Origin of the sequence: Nocardia sp. NPDC059228 (assembly GCF_042754245.1) — a bacterium.
GTDB lineage: Bacteria > Actinomycetota > Actinomycetes > Mycobacteriales > Mycobacteriaceae > Nocardia.
Window position 1 is genome coordinate 12,789 of the sequence record NZ_JBHZAL010000003.1, and the last position, 17,588, is coordinate 30,376.

The 17,588-nt window shown below is 68.8% G+C and carries 20 protein-coding genes; 11 read left to right on the forward strand and 9 right to left on the reverse strand.

Annotated features, from left to right (window positions below; translation table 11 throughout):
- Window positions 1-50: 50 nt before the first annotated feature.
- The 4 genes from ACFXKA_RS06415 to ACFXKA_RS06430 form a co-directional block, all read right to left on the reverse strand.
- A complete protein-coding gene (locus tag ACFXKA_RS06415; RefSeq protein WP_379426376.1) occupies window positions 51-1,040 on the reverse strand; it encodes a pirin family protein in 990 nt (329 codons plus the stop codon).
- Window positions 1,041-1,056: 16 nt separating this feature from the next.
- On the reverse strand, window positions 1,057-1,371 hold the full coding sequence (locus ACFXKA_RS06420) for a GNAT family N-acetyltransferase (RefSeq protein ID WP_354836525.1): 315 nt from the start codon (window positions 1,369-1,371) through the stop codon (window positions 1,057-1,059).
- A 3-nt stretch (window positions 1,372-1,374) separates the two neighbouring features.
- The gene (locus tag ACFXKA_RS06425) at window positions 1,375-1,857 is read right to left on the reverse strand and encodes a carboxymuconolactone decarboxylase family protein (protein WP_354836523.1); all 483 of its coding nucleotides are present in this window, start codon (window positions 1,855-1,857) and stop codon (window positions 1,375-1,377) included.
- Window positions 1,858-1,964: 107 nt separating this feature from the next.
- Window positions 1,965-2,753, reverse strand: a complete 789-nt coding sequence (locus tag ACFXKA_RS06430) for an alpha/beta fold hydrolase (protein ID WP_379426377.1) — start codon at window positions 2,751-2,753, stop codon at window positions 1,965-1,967.
- A gap of 45 nt (window positions 2,754-2,798) precedes the next feature.
- On the opposite strand from ACFXKA_RS06430, the gene ACFXKA_RS06435 reads away from it, so the two are divergent.
- Window positions 2,799-3,197 carry a MerR family transcriptional regulator gene (locus ACFXKA_RS06435; RefSeq protein ID WP_379426378.1) on the forward strand — a complete coding sequence of 133 codons (399 nt, stop codon included), beginning with the start codon at window positions 2,799-2,801 and terminating at the stop codon, window positions 3,195-3,197.
- Between the two features lie 15 nt (window positions 3,198-3,212).
- Here the strand turns inward: ACFXKA_RS06435 and ACFXKA_RS06440 are convergent, their stop codons facing one another.
- Entirely contained in the window at window positions 3,213-3,674 is a 462-nt protein-coding gene (locus ACFXKA_RS06440) for a MarR family winged helix-turn-helix transcriptional regulator (RefSeq protein WP_379426379.1), read from the reverse strand.
- Between the two features lie 112 nt (window positions 3,675-3,786).
- Between ACFXKA_RS06440 and ribA the strand changes: the two genes are divergently transcribed.
- The gene (gene ribA / locus ACFXKA_RS06445; protein WP_354836515.1) at window positions 3,787-4,422 is read left to right on the forward strand and encodes a GTP cyclohydrolase II; all 636 of its coding nucleotides are present in this window, start codon (window positions 3,787-3,789) and stop codon (window positions 4,420-4,422) included.
- A gap of 117 nt (window positions 4,423-4,539) precedes the next feature.
- Window positions 4,540-5,343 carry a dioxygenase gene (locus ACFXKA_RS06450; RefSeq protein WP_379426380.1) on the forward strand — a complete coding sequence of 268 codons (804 nt, stop codon included), beginning with the start codon at window positions 4,540-4,542 and terminating at the stop codon, window positions 5,341-5,343.
- Between the two features lie 17 nt (window positions 5,344-5,360).
- On the opposite strand, the gene ACFXKA_RS06455 is transcribed toward ACFXKA_RS06450, so the two are convergent.
- Window positions 5,361-5,876, reverse strand: a complete 516-nt coding sequence (locus tag ACFXKA_RS06455) for a MerR family transcriptional regulator (protein WP_379426381.1) — start codon at window positions 5,874-5,876, stop codon at window positions 5,361-5,363.
- Between the two features lie 149 nt (window positions 5,877-6,025).
- Here ACFXKA_RS06455 and ACFXKA_RS06460 point away from each other — a divergent pair, with 149 nt between their 5' ends.
- Entirely contained in the window at window positions 6,026-6,229 is a 204-nt protein-coding gene (locus ACFXKA_RS06460; RefSeq protein ID WP_354836509.1) for a hypothetical protein, read from the forward strand.
- 26 nt (window positions 6,230-6,255) lie between these two features.
- Here the strand turns inward: ACFXKA_RS06460 and ACFXKA_RS06465 are convergent, their stop codons facing one another.
- Complete coding sequence (locus tag ACFXKA_RS06465; protein ID WP_354836507.1) at window positions 6,256-6,747, reverse strand: histidine phosphatase family protein; 492 nt, start codon at window positions 6,745-6,747, stop codon at window positions 6,256-6,258.
- A gap of 225 nt (window positions 6,748-6,972) precedes the next feature.
- Here ACFXKA_RS06465 and ACFXKA_RS06470 point away from each other — a divergent pair, with 225 nt between their 5' ends.
- Window positions 6,973-8,640 (forward strand): FAD-dependent oxidoreductase, encoded by a 1,668-nt coding sequence (locus tag ACFXKA_RS06470; RefSeq protein WP_379426382.1) that lies wholly within the window; start codon window positions 6,973-6,975, stop codon window positions 8,638-8,640.
- Between the two features lie 123 nt (window positions 8,641-8,763).
- Here the strand turns inward: ACFXKA_RS06470 and ACFXKA_RS06475 are convergent, their stop codons facing one another.
- Window positions 8,764-9,540 carry an acyl-ACP thioesterase domain-containing protein gene (locus ACFXKA_RS06475; RefSeq protein WP_354836503.1) on the reverse strand — a complete coding sequence of 259 codons (777 nt, stop codon included), beginning with the start codon at window positions 9,538-9,540 and terminating at the stop codon, window positions 8,764-8,766.
- A gap of 334 nt (window positions 9,541-9,874) precedes the next feature.
- Between ACFXKA_RS06475 and ACFXKA_RS06480 the strand changes: the two genes are divergently transcribed.
- The 3 genes from ACFXKA_RS06480 to ACFXKA_RS06490 all read left to right on the forward strand — a co-directional run bounded on the left by ACFXKA_RS06480 (window position 9,875) and on the right by ACFXKA_RS06490 (window position 14,163).
- Window positions 9,875-11,758 (forward strand): serine/threonine-protein kinase, encoded by a 1,884-nt coding sequence (locus tag ACFXKA_RS06480; RefSeq protein WP_379426383.1) that lies wholly within the window; start codon window positions 9,875-9,877, stop codon window positions 11,756-11,758.
- Window positions 11,759-12,015: 257 nt separating this feature from the next.
- Window positions 12,016-12,990, forward strand: coding sequence for an NADPH:quinone oxidoreductase family protein (locus ACFXKA_RS06485; RefSeq protein ID WP_379426384.1), 975 nt, complete (start codon window positions 12,016-12,018; stop codon window positions 12,988-12,990).
- Window positions 12,991-13,050: 60 nt separating this feature from the next.
- The gene (locus ACFXKA_RS06490; RefSeq protein WP_379426385.1) at window positions 13,051-14,163 is read left to right on the forward strand and encodes a winged helix DNA-binding domain-containing protein; all 1,113 of its coding nucleotides are present in this window, start codon (window positions 13,051-13,053) and stop codon (window positions 14,161-14,163) included.
- 18 nt (window positions 14,164-14,181) lie between these two features.
- Here the strand turns inward: ACFXKA_RS06490 and ACFXKA_RS06495 are convergent, their stop codons facing one another.
- Window positions 14,182-14,700: an Lrp/AsnC ligand binding domain-containing protein gene (locus ACFXKA_RS06495; RefSeq protein WP_354836495.1), complete on the reverse strand. Its 519-nt coding sequence runs from the start codon at window positions 14,698-14,700 to the stop codon at window positions 14,182-14,184.
- A gap of 137 nt (window positions 14,701-14,837) precedes the next feature.
- Between ACFXKA_RS06495 and hppD the strand changes: the two genes are divergently transcribed.
- The 3 genes from hppD (at window position 14,838) to ACFXKA_RS06510 (ending at window position 17,382) form a co-directional block, all read left to right on the forward strand.
- On the forward strand, window positions 14,838-16,073 hold the full coding sequence (gene hppD, locus ACFXKA_RS06500) for a 4-hydroxyphenylpyruvate dioxygenase (protein WP_379426386.1): 1,236 nt from the start codon (window positions 14,838-14,840) through the stop codon (window positions 16,071-16,073).
- Between the two features lie 188 nt (window positions 16,074-16,261).
- On the forward strand, window positions 16,262-16,792 hold the full coding sequence (locus ACFXKA_RS06505) for a DUF3558 domain-containing protein (protein ID WP_354836491.1): 531 nt from the start codon (window positions 16,262-16,264) through the stop codon (window positions 16,790-16,792).
- Between the two features lie 11 nt (window positions 16,793-16,803).
- Window positions 16,804-17,382 carry a DUF3558 domain-containing protein gene (locus ACFXKA_RS06510; RefSeq protein ID WP_354836489.1) on the forward strand — a complete coding sequence of 193 codons (579 nt, stop codon included), beginning with the start codon at window positions 16,804-16,806 and terminating at the stop codon, window positions 17,380-17,382.
- Window positions 17,383-17,588: the final 206 nt, after the last annotated feature.

The window sequence follows — 17,588 nt, forward strand, 5'->3', positions numbered from 1 at the left end:
GGGCCGCAACGAAATCGGCCCCGAACCAGTGTGGTTCGGGGCCGACCCCGTTACTCGTGCGGCACGCCGCAGCGGCGCTTGCGCGGCTTCAGATGCAGCCCCGGCAGCGGCGGCGCCGGGATCCGCTGATCCGGCGTGTGCCCGGCGATATCGGCGAAGCGGCCGACATCGCGCTTCTCCCAGTCGTTGCGGGCCTGTTCGATCTCCTCATGGCTGCGCGCCACGAAGTTCCACCACATGACCAGATCCTCGCCGAACGGTTCACCGCCGAGCAGCAGCAGATGCGCGCCGCCCGCGGAGTCGTGCAGCCGGAGGGACTCACGGTCGCTGCCCAGGTAGAACAGGCTGCCGGGCGCGACGTCGGTGTCGTCGACGCGGAGCCCGCCCGCGATCACCAGCACCGCGTGCTCGAAGTCCGGGTTCAGCGGCAGTGTCACCGCCGCTCCCGCCTCGAGCCGCAGATCGGCGCCGACGATCGGGGTGTAGGCCCGCGCCGGCGAGGTGGCCCCGCCGAGCGTGCCCATCAGGACGACGCCGTGCAGCCCCGGCAGCGTGAATTCGGGCAGGTCCCGATGCTGCTCGAAATGCGGTGCGATATCCCGGGATTCGTCCGGCAGTGCCACCCACAGCTGGAGCCCGTGACCCGAGATGTGGCCCGGCACTCGATATTCCGAGTGCGCGATGCCGCGTCCGGAGGTCATGAGGTTCAGCTGCCCGGGCGCGATCTCCACATCCGAGCCCACACTGTCGCGGTGGCGGATCCGCCCGTCCAGCGGCCACGTGACCGTTTGCAATCCGATGTGCGGATGCGGGTCGATGTCGTGCCCCTCCGGGTTGGCGGGCGAGCCGCCGTCGAAATGGTCCAGGAAGCACCATGCGCCCACTGTCGGCAGGTCCCGCTGCGGCAGCGACCGGAAGACGGTCACCCCGCGCACGCCGCCCAGCGGCACCTCGCGGGCCGGGAAGAACTCGGCGCGTGGCCCGGGTCGCCCGGACGATTCGCACAGCGCCTCTTCCGGCCGTGGCTCCAGATCACTCATGCCCGCTCCTCCCTGCTCACCTCTTGATGCCCTTGCCCACCACGTATTCGTCGTATTCCGGGTGCTTGTCCAACCAGCCCTTGATGAACGGGCAGCGTGCCACGATGACGCGGCCGCGGGCGATCACGTCCTTGATCGCCTCCTGCGCGAGCAGATTCGCCAGGCCCTTGCCGCTGAATTCCTGATCCACCTCGGTATGAATGAAGGTGGTGTCGTTGTCGTCGCGCTCGCGGTACTCGCTGAACCCGGCGAGCGAATTCCCGTACCACACCTCGTACCGGTGTTGCGCGTCGTTACGAACGACTGCGGCCGTCACAGCCTGTTCGCTCATTGTTCAGTTCTCCTTCCGCACCCGCACCGGATGTCTGCTCATAATCGACACGCGATTGAACGCGCCGATAGTGGTCGCAGCCCAGATGAGAACGGACATCTGGTCATCCGACAAATGTTGCCGCGCAGCAGCATACTCACGCTGCATGGTCTCCTCATCCGGCAATGAGGTGACCGTCTCGGCCACCGAGAGCGCGGCCTGCTGCAGTTCCGTGAACAGGTACGGACTGCGGCGCCAGGCGGTCAGGACATCCAATTGCTGCTGGGTGACGCCGGCTTCGCGGGCGTACCGGGAATGCAGGTCCAGGCAGAACGGGCAACCGGTGAGCTGGGAGACGCGGACATTCACCAATTCCATGACCGCGCGGTCCAGATCGGCGGCCGCGGCGGCGTTCCGCACCGCGAACGCGACGCTGTTGAGTTCGCGGAAGACCTCGGGTGTCTGCTTGTCGATCCACACCCGGTCGTGAGTTACAGGCGACTGCATAGTGGCTGCATCGTAAGCCGAGAATGTGAACCGTGCCTTCTGGTCTGAAAATTGGTGTTTCAGACCGAGGTCCTCCCGGTGAACTCACCGGGGACTTCCACGTGAACTCAGCGTGCCGCGGCCGCCCGCTGCCGGGCGAAGAAATCGAGCACGGCCGCGTGCCAGGCATCGGGCTGCTCCACCATGACGACGTGCCCGCCCGGGAGTTCGGTGTACTCGGCCCCCGGAATCCCGGCGGCCTGTTCGCGGGCGTTGGCCGGATCGCAGAGCAGGTCGCCGGCGAGCCCGATGACCAGCGTCGGCACCGCCACCTGCGGCAGGTCGGCACGCACGTCCGTGTGCTCGATCAGCGCCGCCTGCGCGGCGGTGCCACCCGGGATGTTCGCGGCGGTCTGCGCCAGGATCGCCGAAAGCTGCTCTTCGGGAAGGGCATTCACGAAGTCCGCGCTGAACCCGGCGAGCAGGACGAACCGCGCGAAGGATTCGTTGTCCCCAGCGGCCAGGGCGCGCTGCCACAGTTGGATGTTCAGCCGCGACCGATTGTCGGGCCGGGCGAAGCCGCCGGTGAGCACCAGCCCGCGCACTCGTTCCGGATGCCGCACCGCCGCCCGGATCGCCACCGCGGTGCCGAGGGAGAAGGCGACGATCGAAAAGGTCTCGGCCTCGCGGGCCACCGCCTCGGCGACCAGGGCGTCGGCGAGCGAGTCCAGGGTGAGTGGAGTGTCGTCGGCCGGGTAATCGGAACCGATGACCAGGTGATCGGTGGCGAGCAGGGGAATCAGGCCGCCGAAGTTGGCGTCGATGCCGCCGCCTCCACCGTGGGCCAGCACGATGGCGGGGCCGGAACCGGAGACCTGGGTGGTGAGGACCGGGCTTTCGGGAGAAATGTTCGTCATGGCGGCGACGTTAGGGATTCACATGGATGTGAAGGTCAACGCGATGTGCGGGAGGTCACAGTGCTGATCGGCGAACTGTCCCGGGCCACCGGGGTGCCCGCCCGGCTGCTGCGCTACTACGAGGAGCAGGGACTGCTTGTCCCGCACCGGGATTCGAACGGCTACCGCAGCTACCCCGCCACCGCCCCGGATCGGGTCGCCCGCATCCGCGAACTCCTCGACGCCGGACTGCCCACCCGCGATATCCGGGAGCTGCTGCCCTGCGCCACCGAATCCGGCTTCCAGCACTGTGATCACTCCCGGCAGGTGGTGAGCGACGGCCTGGATCGCCTCGACGACCAGATCGCCGAGCTGACCCAGCGCCGCATGCTGCTGGCCCGGCACCGGGACGCGGTCCTGGCCGCGCCCTACGACCCGAATCCCGGTGTGGCCGAGGCGTCCTGAGCGGACTCGGAACGGTTACCCGGTTTCTTCCCGGAGGCGGCGGTTGACCTCGGTGAAACCCGCTGCCACAGCGGCCAATTGCTCTGGAGTGAAGGCGTCGACGAAGAATTCTCGCACCGTCTCGACGTGGCCAGGGGCGGCCTGTTCGAGGCGCTCGCGTCCGGCGTCGGTGAGGCGGGCGTAGACCGCGCGTAGATCGGTGCGGCAGTTGCGGCGGGTCACCAGGCCCGCCTTCTCCAGCTGGTCGACCTGGTAGGTGAGCTTGCTCTTGGAGTTGAGCAGGGTCGAGGCCAGTTCGGTCATGCGCAGTTCGCCGTCGGGGGCGGCGGCGAGGCGGACCAGGATCTCGTATTGCAGGTGGGAGAGTCCGGAGTCCCGCTCGAGCTGTCTGCCGAGCCGGCGTTCCAGCAGGCTGGAGGCGCTCAGGAAGGCCAACCAGGCCGCCCGCTCCTCCTCGTTCAGCCAGCGTGGACTCATCTGCCCAGGTTACAGCCGGTTGTTCGGGTTGGAATAACATCCGGCCCCCTGCGGTTCAAATTTGAACACTGTGCCTCATTCAAAGAACTGGTCCCTGGCCTCAGGAGCAATCATGAGCAGCACCTTCGTCGGTGCAAGCGTCCGCACCCGCGTGCGGATTCCGCTGACCTTCGCCGACGGCTACTCGACGACCGCACAGGCGGTCACCTTCGACGGCCTCGCCGACGGCCGCGAGCACGTCGCCCTCGTCCTCGGTGAACCCGGCCTCGGACCGGACGGGCCGGCCACGCCGCTGGTGCGGCTGCACTCCGAATGCCTCACCGGCGACGTCTTCGGCTCCGCCCGCTGCGACTGCGGACCGCAGCTGCGCGAGGCCGTCGAGCTCATCACCGGCACCGGCGGCATCCTGCTCTACCTGCGCCAGGAGGGCCGCGACATCGGCCTCTACAACAAGCTCGACGCCTACGCGCTGCAGGACTCGGGCCTGGACACCTACCAGGCCAATACCGAACTCGGCTTCGACGAGGACGCCCGCGACTACACCGCGGCCGCCCAGATGCTGACCGCCCTCGGCGTCGGCGAACTCGACCTGCTCACCAACAACCCCGACAAGGTCCGCCAGCTGACCGCGCTCGGCGTGACGGTGCGCGACACCGTCCCCACCGGCGTCCACGCCACCCCCGACAACCTGCGCTACCTGCGCGCCAAGGCCGAGCACACCGGGCACACCATCCGGCTCGTCGGCTGAGCCGACCATCCAGCTCCGAGGCTGAGCCGACCATCCAGCTTCGTGGCTGAGCCGACCATCCAGCTCCGTGGCTGAGCCGACCATCGAGTTCCGTGGTTGAGATCGAGAGGAAATCCCATGTCCCAGGCCGTGACTCACGAGCGGACGGACCGCATGCCGGTGCTCTACCTGAGCCACGGCGCACCGCCCCTGGCCGACGACCCGATCTGGCCCGGCCAACTCGCCGCCTGGTCGGCCGAACTGCCCAGGCCCACCGCCATTCTGGTGGTCTCCGCGCACTGGGAGGACGCGCCCGTCACCCTCGGCGCTACCACCACGGTGCCGCTGCTCTACGACTTCTGGGGCTTCCCCGAGCACTACTACCGGGTCCGCTACGCCGCCCCGGGCGCTCCCGACCTGGCCGCGAAAGTCCGTGCGCTGCTGGGTAGTCCGGGCCGGCCGGTGCACGACGCGCCGACCCGCGGCCTCGACCACGGCGCGTACGTGCCGCTCGTCGAGATGTATCCCGATGCCGACATCCCGGTCCTGCAGCTGTCCCTGCCGACCCTCGACCCGGTCGGCCTCTACGACCTGGGCCGCCGTCTCGCCCCGCTGCGCGACGAGGGCGTCCTCATCCTCGGCAGCGGCTTCTTCACGCACAACCTGCGTGAGGCGAACTTCTCCATGCCGGCCGACTTCGCGCCCGGCTGGTCCCGGGAATTCGACCATTGGGGCGACGAGGCACTGGCCGCCGGCGACATCGACGCCCTGCTGGACTTCGAGCGCACCGCCCCCGACGCCCGCCGCGCCCACCCGCGCACCGAGCATTTCGCGCCGCTGTTCGTGACCCTCGGCGCGGGCGCGGACGAACTGGCCACGCAGCACACCGCCATCGACGGCTTCTGGTACGGAATGGCCAAGCGCTCCATCCAGATCGGCTGATCCGGGCGCGCCGGCGCTCAGTCCCCCTGGCGGGCAGTGCCGTTCGACCCGACCCGGGCAGTGCCGTTCGACTCGACCCGGGCAGCGTCGTTCGACCCGGCCGGCGGATCACACGTCTGTCCGCCGCCGTAGAGCTCGATCTTGTAGTCGAGGACCACCAGGGTGGATTGCAGTTCCTCGATCTGGGTGAGCACTTCGGCGCGGGTCCGCCGGAACATCTCGAGCCGCTCCGGATAGGTGTGCTCCCCGGCCCGCACCAGCTCCGCGTACTTGACCATGTCGGCCACCGACATGCCCGTGCGCCGCAGCTTCCCGATGAACGCCAGCCAGCCCAGATCCCGGTCGCTGAACCGGCGCTGGCCGGAGTGGTCGCGGCCCACGTAGTCCATCAGGCCGATGCGCTCGTACCAGCGCAGCGTGTCCCGGGTCAGGCCGCACCGATCGGAGACCTCGCCGATCGAATATCGCGGCCGTTCGTGCTCCACGGTGTCCTGCGGTGCCGGATTGCGCTGTTGTACCGGTGCTGCGCTCATCGGTCTCGCCCCTTCCTGCCGACCATCCACGACGTTAGTGGGTTGGAGTGCACTCCAAGCAAGCCTACGGGCGTGCGACGTCGAGGGCGTGGGTGCGCGAAGTTTCGATGTGCGGCTCGACCGGCCCGTTTCGCGCCTACCCTGGGGTCATGGCTGGAAAAGACGTGGATCGGATCAGGGCCCGCTCGGCCCTGGAGACGGCCAAGGAACAACCGGTGATCACGGCCATTGCCGCGCTGCCGGTGGTGGCGGTGCTGGGCGTGGTGTGGTGGCTGCTCGGCTTCTGGCCGGCGCTGCTGCTCTTGCTGATCTTCGGTGGTGTCGTGGTGTGGAAGGGCAAGCTACTCGGCTGAGCCCGGCCCTGCCGGGGTAGCCGGGCCTACCGCGGCACGTGGAATCGCACCAGTTCACCCGTGCCCGGGTCGGCGGCTGCCCACGGGCGGTCGAACTCGATGACCGCCAGCGCCGAGGTGGGAAATTTCGCGCTCATCTCCTCGGCCGGGCCGGAATGCCGGTTGGCTGCCAATTCCCATGCCGTCCAGGGCATTCCGGGGGAGTGGCCGATGACCAGCAGGGTTTCCACGGCATCGTCGGTGAGTTGCAGCATCTCGATGATGATGTGCGGGGACGCCTCGTAGATCGAGCTCTCGAACGTCACCGGCGCGGTGATGCCGGTGGCCACCAAGGTCTCCCGCGTTCGCGTCGAAGTGGAACAGAGGACGGCGTCGATCTCCGGCTGGGTGGCGCGCAGCCAGTCACCCGCCAGCGCCGCCTCGCGCCGCCCGCGCGGGGCCAGGGGCCGCTCGTGGTCCTGCACGCCCTCCGGGTATCCGGATTTGCCGTGCCGCATCAGGATGAGAGTCCGCACCATAGGCATTACGGTAGGGGGCCTCGAGTGCGCCCGGGAGACCGGTCTCACAGCGGTGCACGCCGGTGCCGACGCGAGACAGTGCTCACACTCGAGGCACACTGAAGGTGGCGACACATCGCAGTGCCGACACCCGATGGAACGCCGCCTATATTAGAACGTGTTCTACCGACCCTGCTCGACCCCGAGCGGAGTATTACACGCGACAGTTTCGAGGATCTGCGAGATATGGCCTATGTGATCACGCAGCGTTGTTGCAACGACGCCAGCTGCGTACCCGAGTGTCCGGTCGATTGCATTCGTCCCACGCCCGAGCAACGCGAGTTCGCCACCACCGAGCAGCTCTACATCGACCCGGACACCTGCATCGACTGCGGCGCCTGCGTCGACGCCTGCCCGGTCGACGCGATCTTCTCCGAGGACGATCTGCTCGCCTCGCTGGCGCGCTTCCGCGATATCAATGCCGCCTACTTCCAACGGCATCCGCTGGAGTCGAACTTCGAGCCGCTGGTCGCGCCGTCCCGGGCGCCCAAGGAACTGGGCACGCTGCGGGTTGCCATCGTCGGCGCGGGCCCTGCCGCCTGCTACGCCGCCGAGGAGCTGCTGCGCCGCGCCGATGTCGAGGTGGAGCTGTTCGACCGGCTGCCCACCCCGTACGGCCTGGTGCGCGCGGGCGTCGCCCCCGACCACCCGGGCACCAAGTCGGTGGCCGGCCTGTTCGAGTCGGCCTTCCGGCGCGAGGCGCTGCAGTACCGGTTGAATGTCGAAGTCGGCAAGCACATCTCGCACGAGGAGCTGCTCGCCCACCACCACGCCGTCATCTACGCCGTCGGCGCGGCCACCGACCGCCACCTCGGCATCCCCGGCGAGGAGCTGCCCGGTAGCCACTCCGCCACCGAGTTCGTGGCCTGGTACAACGGCCACCCGGACTTCGCCGACCGTGAATTCGACCTCTCCGGCGAGCGCGCCGTCATCGTCGGCAACGGCAATGTGGCGCTCGACGTGGCCCGCGTGCTCACCGTCGACCCGGACGAGCTGGCCAAGACCGATATCGCCGACCATGCCCTGGATGCGCTGCGCCGCAGCAACATCACCGAGGTCGTGGTGCTGGGCCGCCGCGGTCCGCTGCAGGCCGCCTACACCTCGCCGGAGTTCCTGGCGCTCACGCACCTGAAGGGCGTCGACATCATTGTCGACCCCGAGGACCTGGTCCTGGACCCGGCCTCGCAGGCCGAGCTGGACGACCCGGAGGTCGAGCCCTCGCTGCAGCTCAAGTACACCCTCGCCCAGGAATACGCCGCCGGTTCCCGCAACCCGGACAACAAGCGAATCGTGTTCCGCTACCTGGTCTCTCCCACCGCCATCACCGGCGGCGGCAAGGCCGAGACGGTCGAGTACGTGCACAACGAGCTGGTCGAGGAGAACGGCCGCACCGTGGCCCGCGCCTCGGACCGCACCGGCACCGTCGAGGCGTCGCTGGTGCTGCGCTCCATCGGCTACAAGGGCGAGCCCGTCGCGGACGTGCCGTTCGACGAGTCCGCCGGCGTCATCCCCAATGACAAGGGCCGAGTCCTGGCCGCCGGCAATCCCGTTGCGGGCGTCTACGTCTCCGGCTGGATCAAGCGCGGCCCGCGCGGCGTCATCGGCTCCAACCGCATGGACTCGCAGGAGACCGTCGACCAGCTCATCGAGGACTTCACCCAGGGCAAGCTCGCTGCCCCGCAAGCCGGTCGTGCCGCGCTGGAGGCCCTCCTCGCCGAGCGTCAGCCCGACCAGATCGGCCGGGACGGCTGGAAGGCCATCGACGCCGCCGAGAAGACCGCGGGCAAGTCCGCGGGCCGCCCGCGCGTGAAGTTCACCAGCGTCGAGAACCTCCTCAAGGCCGCCAAGGGCTAGACCCAACTCTCGGGACTCTCAGGGCATGCACCGATGGCTGTGGCCCCACCTGTAATGGGTGGGGCCACAGCCGTTTTCGCGGTTGTTCGGGGGCCGTATCGAATTCAGCTGGGCAGTATGAATTCAGCTGGGCAGCGGCCCGATGCGCACCGCCGTGGTCGTGACCCCGCCCACCACGAACCACAGCCGCAGTGCCGCCGGATGCCCGGTTCGATCGCCCGGCTCGTACCGGCTGCGCACGCTGATGTGCTGGCGCGCCAGCACCGGCGCCACGTACTCGATGACCGCGCGATGCGGCCCGGCCACCAGCTTCGGGTAGTCGACCAGGTACTGCTCCACCGCCTGCCAGTAGGCCGCGTTGTTCACGTGGTTGTACTGGTCGATATCGGTGGCGCGCACCGGGAACGGCAGATCGACATCCGATTCCGGCGGCGTGGGGTCGGTGAGCCAGGGCCGCCAGCGCAGCCGGTGCTGATCGGTGGTGCGGGCGAGCTCGGCCAGGCCCTCGTCGCTGATCCGGGTCGGCATATTGGTGAACTCGTTGATATTGATCCAGAACCCTTCGGTCTCGATCAGGCCGCCGTTCTCGCTGGTGATCCGCACCCGCATATTGGTCCACCGCGTCGACATGGCCGAACACCAGCGCCGCAGTTCCACCCGGTCCGGCCAGTGGATGGGCCGCACCACGTCCACCACGGTGCGCCGCACGATCCAGGCCGGATCCGTCCGATGGAAGAATCCGGATTGCATTTCCTCCCAGGCGATGTCCTGGAGGTAGCGGGCCACGGCATCGAATCGCAGCCGTTGATAGGGATCCACGTCGCCGGCTCGGACGGGCCACGCGGAAGCGAAGCCCATGCCCTCCTGGGGAAGCGGGGCGAGTGGCTCATCGAGTGACACTGGTGCTCCTCGCGCTGCACGGTGTGCCGCATGTCTTTCCAAAAGCACCGGTGAGGTGCCTACTGACCGAAGTCCGTGACATGACTCTACGGGGCGTGCGGGACACACTCACGTCGAGTCACCTGTACTTCTGTTCGGGGAACGACAGTGTTTCTCGGCTGCGGAGATCAGTCCAGCCGAATGGGAAACGGCACTGTTCGGGGCTTGACGGGGTCGTCGCGCACTGTCGCGGTCATCGGCGGAACGACTGCGCGGAGATCGGGGGAATGACAGTGCGTCGCACGGCCCGTAGCCTTTCCTGTTGTATATCCAGCGGCAGGGAGGACGACGCAGGGTGGCCGCAGGGGCGAGGGCCGGTTCGCGGTTCGGGCAGTACGAGTTGCGGCGGCTGCTCGGGGTCGGCGGCATGGGCGAGGTCTATGAGGCCTACGACACGGTGCGCGACCGGGTGGTCGCGGTGAAACTGCTGGATGTCGATCTGGCGCGGCAGCCCACCTATGTCGAGCGCTTCCGCCGCGAATCCCGCACCGCCGCCAAACTCCAGGAACCGCACGTCATTCCGGTGCACGACTGGGGTGAGGTGGACGGCGTCCTGTTCATCGACATGCGGCTGGTGCGCGGCCGCGACCTCAAGGCCTACCTGCACGACGAGGGCCCGATGGCGCCCGAGCAGGCCGTCACCGTGGTGGAGCAGGTCGCCGCCGCACTCGACGCCGCCCACGAGAGCGGGCTCGTGCACCGCGACGTCAAACCCGCCAATATCCTGCTCACCGGCGAAACCTTCGCCTACCTGGTGGATTTCGGCATCGCGCACACCGAGTCCGACGTCCAGCTCACTCAGACCGGCAATGCCATCGGCTCCTTCGCCTACATGGCCCCGGAACGCTTCGAGCACAATGCCTCGGTCTCGCCCGGCGCCGACATCTACGCATTGGCCTGCGTGCTCTACGAATGCCTCACCGGCGGTCCGCCGTTCCGGGTGGAGGGCAATCTCGCCACCATCCGGGCCCACATGCTCACGCCCCCGCCGCGGCCCAGCGTCCGCGCCGGGGTCCCGGTCGGTCTGGACCAGGTGGTCGCCATCGGTATGGCCAAGGATCCGACCCGGCGCTACGCCACCGCCGGGCAGCTCGCCCGCGCCGCCCGGGCCGCACTGATGCGGACCGGCCACGGCGAGCGCACCCGCACCACCGTGCCGCCCGCCCCACCGACCATCGGTTCCCCGGCCGTCCCGCCCGGACACTCCGGGCACTCCGGGCCGAATTACCTCGATCAGCCGTCGGGCTCCGTCGATTACCCGCGTCCCGGTCGTCCGGCCGGGCCCGGCGAAGGTCCCGGGGGTGGTCATCCCTCGGGCCCGGTGGACTACACCCGGGGACCGCAGCCCCCGGTGGACCGTTCGGGACCGCAGCAGCTTTCCGGCCCGGTGGATTACCCGCGCGACGGCCAGGTTTCCGGCCCGGTCCCCGCCGGGCCGGGCAACAACGAACCGACCGTGCTGCGCGGGGTTCCCGCCGGGCAGGCCGGGTATCTGCCCGGCCACGGGTCGTACGTGCACCCGGCAGGGCCCTACGCGAACCAAACCGCGCCTTACGCGAACCAGGCCGCGCCCTACGAGAACCCGGCCCTGCCCCGCGAGCACCCTTCCTCGCCGCTGCCGTTGCCACCCGCCGGACGCAACAATGTGCCGCTGCTGGTGGGCGCGCTCATCGGGGTGGTCCTGGTGCTGGGCGCGGTGCTCGCGTGGGCACTGTTGTCCGGCAAGACCGGTGGCGACGGTGCCGGCGGCGTCACGACGGTCACCGGTTCGGCACAGACCAGCGCCGCGTACACCTCCATGACCACCGCCCGCACGACCGTCCCGACCACCACCCTGGTCCCGCTCTCGGGCACCGTATCCGGTACGGACACACAGGGTTTCACCGCGCAGCCGCCGCGCTGCAATGCCGACGACCCGGCCATGGCCATCGGCCGCACCGACAAATCGCGCCTGGTGGTGTGCCGCACCCTGACCGGCCGCTTCTATTACAAGGGCGTCCGCATCAGCGACAATGCGGGCATTCAGCTCGACGACCCGGTACCCGACGGCACCGGCGGTTTCACGGTCGTCAATCCCACCGACGGCACGCAGTACCGGATCACCGCCTACAGCCTGGTCATCACCACCGGCGGTCAGGTCGCGGCCAATGAGTCCATGATCGAATACGCCCATCGCTGAGCTCCACCGCCTCCCCGCACCTTCAGCGGGCGGACGAGAGCCGTTGCCGTTTCCGCACCCGTGCCTGCGGATGGTGCCGAACCGATTGTGGGCGTACCCGATGAGTTACCCCGAACGTTCCGAAATCAGTTGTCGCCTTGGGAGTCGTGAAACGACAGCGTGCGTCGGGCGCGAGGCGTGGAGCTCGTTGGCAGGGGGCGCGTGCATCAGCTAGGTTCGGCAGGTATCCGCCGTGAATTGATCGGAGTTGATCGAGAATGCGCGCAGCCGTGGTGAGCAAGCTGGAAGGCCCGGAGGCCATCGAGGTTCTCGAGATTCCCGAGCCGGCGGGGTATCCGGGCGGCGTCGTCATCGACGTGCACGCGGCCGGGATCGCCTTCCCCGATGTACTCATGACCCGCGGCCTGTACCAGATGAAGCCGCCGCTGCCCTACGTCGTCGGCTGCGAGGTCGGCGGCATCGTGCGCGAGGCGCCGGAGGGCTCGCACGTGCGGCCCGGCGACCGGGTGGTCGCGCTGACCCTGCTCGGCAACGCGGCCGCGGAAGTCGCGGTGGCGCCGGCGGAAATGGTCTTCAAACTGCCCGACAATGTGTCGCTCGAGTCCGGGGCGGGCGTGCTGTTCAACGACCTGACCGTGCACTTCTGCCTCCGCAACCGCGGCCGCCTGGCCCCCGGGGAGACCGTGCTGGTGCACGGCGCCGCCGGCGGCATCGGCACCTCCACGCTGCGCATGGCACAGGCGCTGGGCGCTGGGCGCGTCGTCGCCGTGGTCAGCACGGAGGAGAAGGCCGAGGTCGCCCGGGCCAACGGGGCCACCGACGTGGTGCTCACCGACGGCTGGCTGGCCGCGGTCAAGGAACTCACCGGCGGCCGCGGCGTCGACATCGTGCTCGACCCGGTCGGCGGCGACCGCTTCACCGACAGCATTCGCTCGCTGGCTTCGGCCGGGCGGCTGCTGGTGGTCGGCTTCACCGCGGGCGACATCCCCACCGTCAAGGTGAACCGCCTGCTGCTCAAGAACGTCGAGGTGGTCGGCGCGGCCTGGGGCGAGTGGGTCATGTCCCACCCGGGCTACCTGCAGGAGCAGTGGGCCGAGGTGGCACCGCTGCTCGCGAACGGCAAGATCACCCCGCCGGAGCCCGTGCTCTACGCCCTCGCGCACACCGCCGAGGCGGTCTCCGCCCTCGACAAGCGCACCGCCACCGGCAAGGTCGTCGTCACCCTCCGCTGACCCGGTTCGCCCGGCGCGATCGCGCGCGCACCGTGTCCGGCTCCCGTAGCGTCACCGATCGTGAAGTTGTCCAACCGGGTGCTGAACCGGACCCTGCTCGCGCGTCAGCATCTGCTCGAGCGGTCCGGGCTCGGCGTGCACGAGCTGTGCGACCATCTCATCGGCCTGCAGGCGCAGGACATGCTGCCGCCGTTCGTCGCATTGTGGAGCCGCACAGCCGATTTCGATCCCGGGACGGTGTCGAAGGCCCTCGACGACCGGTCGCTGGTGCGAATCACCCTGATGCGCGGCACCATTCACCTGGTTACCCCGCCCGACGCGCTGCGCATCGCCCCGCACATCCAGCCGGAACTCGAAAAGATCCCCTTCCGTAAGGGTTTCAACTTCGGCGCGCTGGTCGGCCTGGATCCCGAGGAGGTGCGCGCGCAGGGGGAAGAGGTACTCGGCGACGAGCCGACGCCCGCCGCGACGCTGCGCGAACACGCCGCCGCCCGGTACCCGGACCGCGATCCCGGCGCGATCGTGCAGGCCTGGCTCTACCAGCTCCCCGTCCTGCAGACCCCGCCCCGTGGCCGGTGGGGCGACAGCAGCCGTCCGGTCTGGTCCCGCGTGCAACCCTGGCTCGGCGCAGCCCCCGACCCCGGCTACCCGCTCGAGGAACTGCTGCTGCGCTATCTGCGCGCCTTCGGTCCCGCCACCACCATGGACATGCAGACCTGGTCCAAGCTCACCGGCATGAAGAAGGCTGTCGAGAAGCTCGGCGACCGGGTCCGCACCTACATCGACGACCGCGGCCGCACCCACTACGACGCCGCCGACGCCACCCTCGCCGACCCGGATCTGCCCGCCCCCGTCCGCCTGCTGGGCTGGTACGACAACGCCATCCTGTCCCACCAGGACCGCACCCGCATCGTCCCCGACGGCAATGCCCCGCCCCTGCGCGCCTTCGCCAACCAGGTCTCCCCGATCCTGATCGACGGTTTCCTCTCGGGCGTCTACAAGGTGTTCACCAAGGGGGACACCGCGTCGCTGCGGATCAGCCCGCACGCCAGGTGGTCCCGCGCCGACCGCGCCGCGGTGGAGGCGGAAGCCGCTGCCCTGCTCTCCTTCTCGGAACCGGACCGCAAGCCCGTCGTCGAAATCCTCGATCCCGGAGCGGACCTGCGGCTCTGACCGGGCTGTCGCGGATTCTCAGTGCGCGGCGCGGTACGCCGGCGCCTTGCTCGACCCGGACGGGGTGAGCGTGCGCAGCAGCGGCAGGGTGCGCTGCGGGACGACGGTGGACAACACCACCACGCTGTGCGACCGCACCACCGAGCTGGTCCGGTCGATGCTCAGCAGGACGGCCTGCAATCCGGCGTGCGAATCCGCGCCGATCCGGCACAGCACATCCCCGGTACCGGTGGTGGCGTAGGCCTCCAGCACCCCGGGGATGGCGTCGAGATCGGTGGCGACCGCTTCCAGCGCGCCCTGCGCGATCTCCAGCGTCACGAACGCCTGCACATCGAAACCGGCCGCGGTGACATCGATCTGCGGATCGTAGGAGGAGATCACCCCCGCCTCCTCCATGCGCGCGATGCGCGACTGCACGGTGGCGCGGGCGACCCGGGTGCGGCGGGAGAGTTCCAGAATGCCCGCCTTCTGGTACTCGTGCATGGCGGTGAGGATGGCCAGATCCAGCTCATCCAGCCGGGCGGGCGTGCGGGACATGGCGGAACCTCCGCTCGTGAGTTCGCTGCTATTCAAATTGTCCAGCACCCGGCGGCAGATGGTGGTGCAATTCACCAGAGTGTCCAGTGGAATTCGGCGATATTGCCTAGTCGCGCCGCTGGGCCTTTCCTGGGCACATGAGCATCGACGCAGGACACCACGGCAGCGCCCACGCCCGCCCCGGATTCGCTCGGGCCCGATCCGGCGACCTGCCCGGCGACGACGAACTCCGCCGCCTCGTCGGCCTGGTGGACCACGATGCCGCCGCGGACCCGTTCCCCGTACTGGGCTGGGACGCCCTCGTCTGGGTGGTCGGCAATGCCACCCAGACCGCGCACTACCTCCAGTCCGCCTTCGGCATGCGGCTGGAGGCCTACTCGGGTCCCGAAACCGGCAATCGTGACCACAAGGCGTTCGTGCTGCGCAGCGGCGGCGCCCGATTCGTCGTCAAGGGCGCGGTGGATCCGGCCAGTCCGCTTGTCGCACACCACGATCTGCACGGGGACGGGGTGGTGGACATCGCGCTCGAGGTCCCGGACGTGGACCGCTGCGTCCGCCGCGCCCGCGCCCAGGGCGCCACCGTGCTGGTCGAACCGCACGACGAGACCGACGACTACGGCACCGTCCGCACCGCCGCCATCGGCACCTACGGCGACACACGGCACACCCTCGTCGACCGCTCCCGCTACTACGGCCCCTACCTGCCCGGCTACACCCCGCGCCGCTCCGCCTACGCCCCGCGGGCCGGCCAACCCCGGCGCATCTTCCAGGCCATCGACCACGTGGTCGGCAACGTGGAACTCGGGCGCATGGACGACTGGGTCGAGTTCTACCGGCGCGTCATGGGTTTCGAGAACATGGCCGAATTCGTCGGCGACGACATCGCCACCGAGTACTCCGCCCTGATGAGCAAGGTGGTGGCCAACGGCAACCATCGGGTCAAGTTCCCGCTCAACGAACCCGCCCCCAGTCGCAAGCGCTCGCAGATCGACGAGTACCTCGAGTTCTACCGCGGACCCGGCGTCCAGCACATCGCGCTGGCGACCGGCGACATCCTCGCCGCCGTCGACGTGCTGCGCCGGGAGGGCATCGAATTCCTCGACACCCCCGACAGCTACTACGAGGACCCGGAACTGCGCGCCCGCATCGGCCATGTCCGCGTCCCGGTCGCCGAACTGCAGCGCCGCGGCATCCTGGTCGACCGCGACGAGGACGGCTACCTGCTGCAGATCTTCTGCAAGCCCCTCACCGACCGGCCCACCGTCTTCTTCGAGCTGATCGAACGCCACGGCTCCCTCGGCTTCGGCAAGGGCAACTTCAAGGCGCTCTTCCAGGCAATAGAACGTGAACAAGAGGCACGCGGAAACCTCTGAACTGTGCCCGATTGCCCTCCGCTTCGCTCCGGGCGGGTTCGCGGCGCTGGAGGTCTCGTTCTTCCCTCCCCGCGCTCCTCCGCTTCGTTCCCCGCTCCGCTCGGTCCAGAACGAGACGCGCCGCGAACCATGGGGTTTCGCTGTCTGCGCAACGGCTGCTCCTGGCTGCGCACAGTAGAGTCGGGTCCATGCGAATGGCGTCCGCGGTTGTCACGGGGTTGAGCCTCGCGCTGCTGGTGTCGGCGTGTGGGGGGAAGAGCGATTCCGGCGACGAGCCGGGGTTCAAACCGCCGCAGAAGGTGGCGGCGCTGGGCCCGTTCGTCGGGGAATGCGGCCACCTCACCGACGACGAGGTACGCGACCTGGGTGGGCTCGGCACCCTCACCACCGTCTTCAAGAACTCGACCGGCTGCAACTGGCAGGCCGGCGGAATCAGTTCCTCCAGCGTCACTTTCGCCTCCTACCGCGGCAGTCCCATCGATCGCGAGAAGGCGTGGGTGGCCAGCGTGGGCCGCACCCCGGACACCATCGAGGTGGGCGGGAAGAAGGGCTTCCAGGCTCTCGACCCCAGCAACGCCGTCTGCGATCTCGCGGTGCAGCTGGACGACGACTTCTTCGAATGGTCCATCTCCTACGGCGTATTCAGCAGCGGCAACCTCGGCAACCCGTGTGACCGCACTCGCAAGATGGCCGAACTGACCGTGCAGCGGCTCGGATGAGGGGGACCGGAATGTCAGGTCGATCCAGGCGGGTGCGCGGCGCGATCGCCCTCTCGGTGCTGGCCCTGACCGCCGCGCTGGGCGGCTGCGGCAAGACCGTCCCCGGCAGCGCGCTGCCTGCGGGCGGCACCACCGGCACCGGTACCGGCGGAACCTCGCGCATCAACACCAATTTCGACAAGCTGCTGCGCGAATGCCAGGTGGTCGCCCAGGACGACATCGCGAAATCGGTGGGCGACAACATGTATGTGGAGCCGTCCTTCAATGGCGCGGTCTGCATGTGGAACCTCACCGGCGGCACCGCCGGCAGCGGCATGGTCACTCTCAGCTGGTACGAGCTGGGCTCGCTCAACAACGAGAAGCAGAACAACGACCGCCTGAAGTATGTGACCAACGACATAACCGTCCAGGGCCGCCGCTCGGTGGAAACCCGCCGCCCGAACGATCCGGACTCCTGCGGCGTGAGCGCGCCGGCCGCGGATACCGGCATCGTCGGCTGGTGGGTCAACTATCGCAGCGGATCTCAGCATGCGGACCCCTGCGATGCGGCGCGCAAGCTGGTCGAGTTGACGTTGAACCTGGCTCGATAACGGCTCTACCAGCCCCGGTGGGGGGACCCTCTTTTGCCCCCGAAAGAGCCGACGAGTATCGTGGACCGCTGTGCCCGGAGCATGCGGGCAAGTTGATGTGCAGTACGTAGGCCAGCGAGAGCGGCTGACCGTTTCAGCATGCCTTGAAAAAGGCCTCTGAACTGTGCACGACACGCCCGACCTCGTGGAGACGAAATGCCATGAGA

Excerpts from the sequence above, each read along its gene's own strand:
- ACFXKA_RS06430 (WP_379426377.1), bottom strand. The coding sequence starts at position 2,753 with ATGACGAACATTTCTCCCGAAAGCCCGGTCCTCACCACCCAGGTCTCC.
- ACFXKA_RS06415 (WP_379426376.1), bottom strand. The coding sequence starts at position 1,040 with ATGAGTGATCTGGAGCCACGGCCGGAAGAGGCGCTGTGCGAATCGTCC.
- ACFXKA_RS06485 (WP_379426384.1), top strand. The coding sequence starts at position 12,016 with ATGCGCGCAGCCGTGGTGAGCAAGCTGGAAGGCCCGGAGGCCATCGAG.
- ACFXKA_RS06455 (WP_379426381.1), bottom strand. The coding sequence starts at position 5,876 with ATGAGCGCAGCACCGGTACAACAGCGCAATCCGGCACCGCAGGACACC.
- ACFXKA_RS06495 (WP_354836495.1), bottom strand. The coding sequence starts at position 14,700 with ATGTCCCGCACGCCCGCCCGGCTGGATGAGCTGGATCTGGCCATCCTC.
- ACFXKA_RS06470 (WP_379426382.1), top strand. The coding sequence starts at position 6,973 with ATGGCCTATGTGATCACGCAGCGTTGTTGCAACGACGCCAGCTGCGTA.
- ACFXKA_RS06440 (WP_379426379.1), bottom strand. The coding sequence starts at position 3,674 with ATGAGTCCACGCTGGCTGAACGAGGAGGAGCGGGCGGCCTGGTTGGCC.
- ACFXKA_RS06460 (WP_354836509.1), top strand. The coding sequence starts at position 6,026 with ATGGCTGGAAAAGACGTGGATCGGATCAGGGCCCGCTCGGCCCTGGAG.
- ACFXKA_RS06505 (WP_354836491.1), top strand. The coding sequence starts at position 16,262 with ATGCGAATGGCGTCCGCGGTTGTCACGGGGTTGAGCCTCGCGCTGCTG.
- ACFXKA_RS06510 (WP_354836489.1), top strand. The coding sequence starts at position 16,804 with ATGTCAGGTCGATCCAGGCGGGTGCGCGGCGCGATCGCCCTCTCGGTG.
- hppD (WP_379426386.1), top strand. The coding sequence starts at position 14,838 with ATGAGCATCGACGCAGGACACCACGGCAGCGCCCACGCCCGCCCCGGA.
- ribA (WP_354836515.1), top strand. The coding sequence starts at position 3,787 with ATGAGCAGCACCTTCGTCGGTGCAAGCGTCCGCACCCGCGTGCGGATT.
- ACFXKA_RS06425 (WP_354836523.1), bottom strand. The coding sequence starts at position 1,857 with ATGCAGTCGCCTGTAACTCACGACCGGGTGTGGATCGACAAGCAGACA.
- ACFXKA_RS06465 (WP_354836507.1), bottom strand. The coding sequence starts at position 6,747 with ATGGTGCGGACTCTCATCCTGATGCGGCACGGCAAATCCGGATACCCG.
- ACFXKA_RS06420 (WP_354836525.1), bottom strand. The coding sequence starts at position 1,371 with ATGAGCGAACAGGCTGTGACGGCCGCAGTCGTTCGTAACGACGCGCAA.
- ACFXKA_RS06450 (WP_379426380.1), top strand. The coding sequence starts at position 4,540 with ATGTCCCAGGCCGTGACTCACGAGCGGACGGACCGCATGCCGGTGCTC.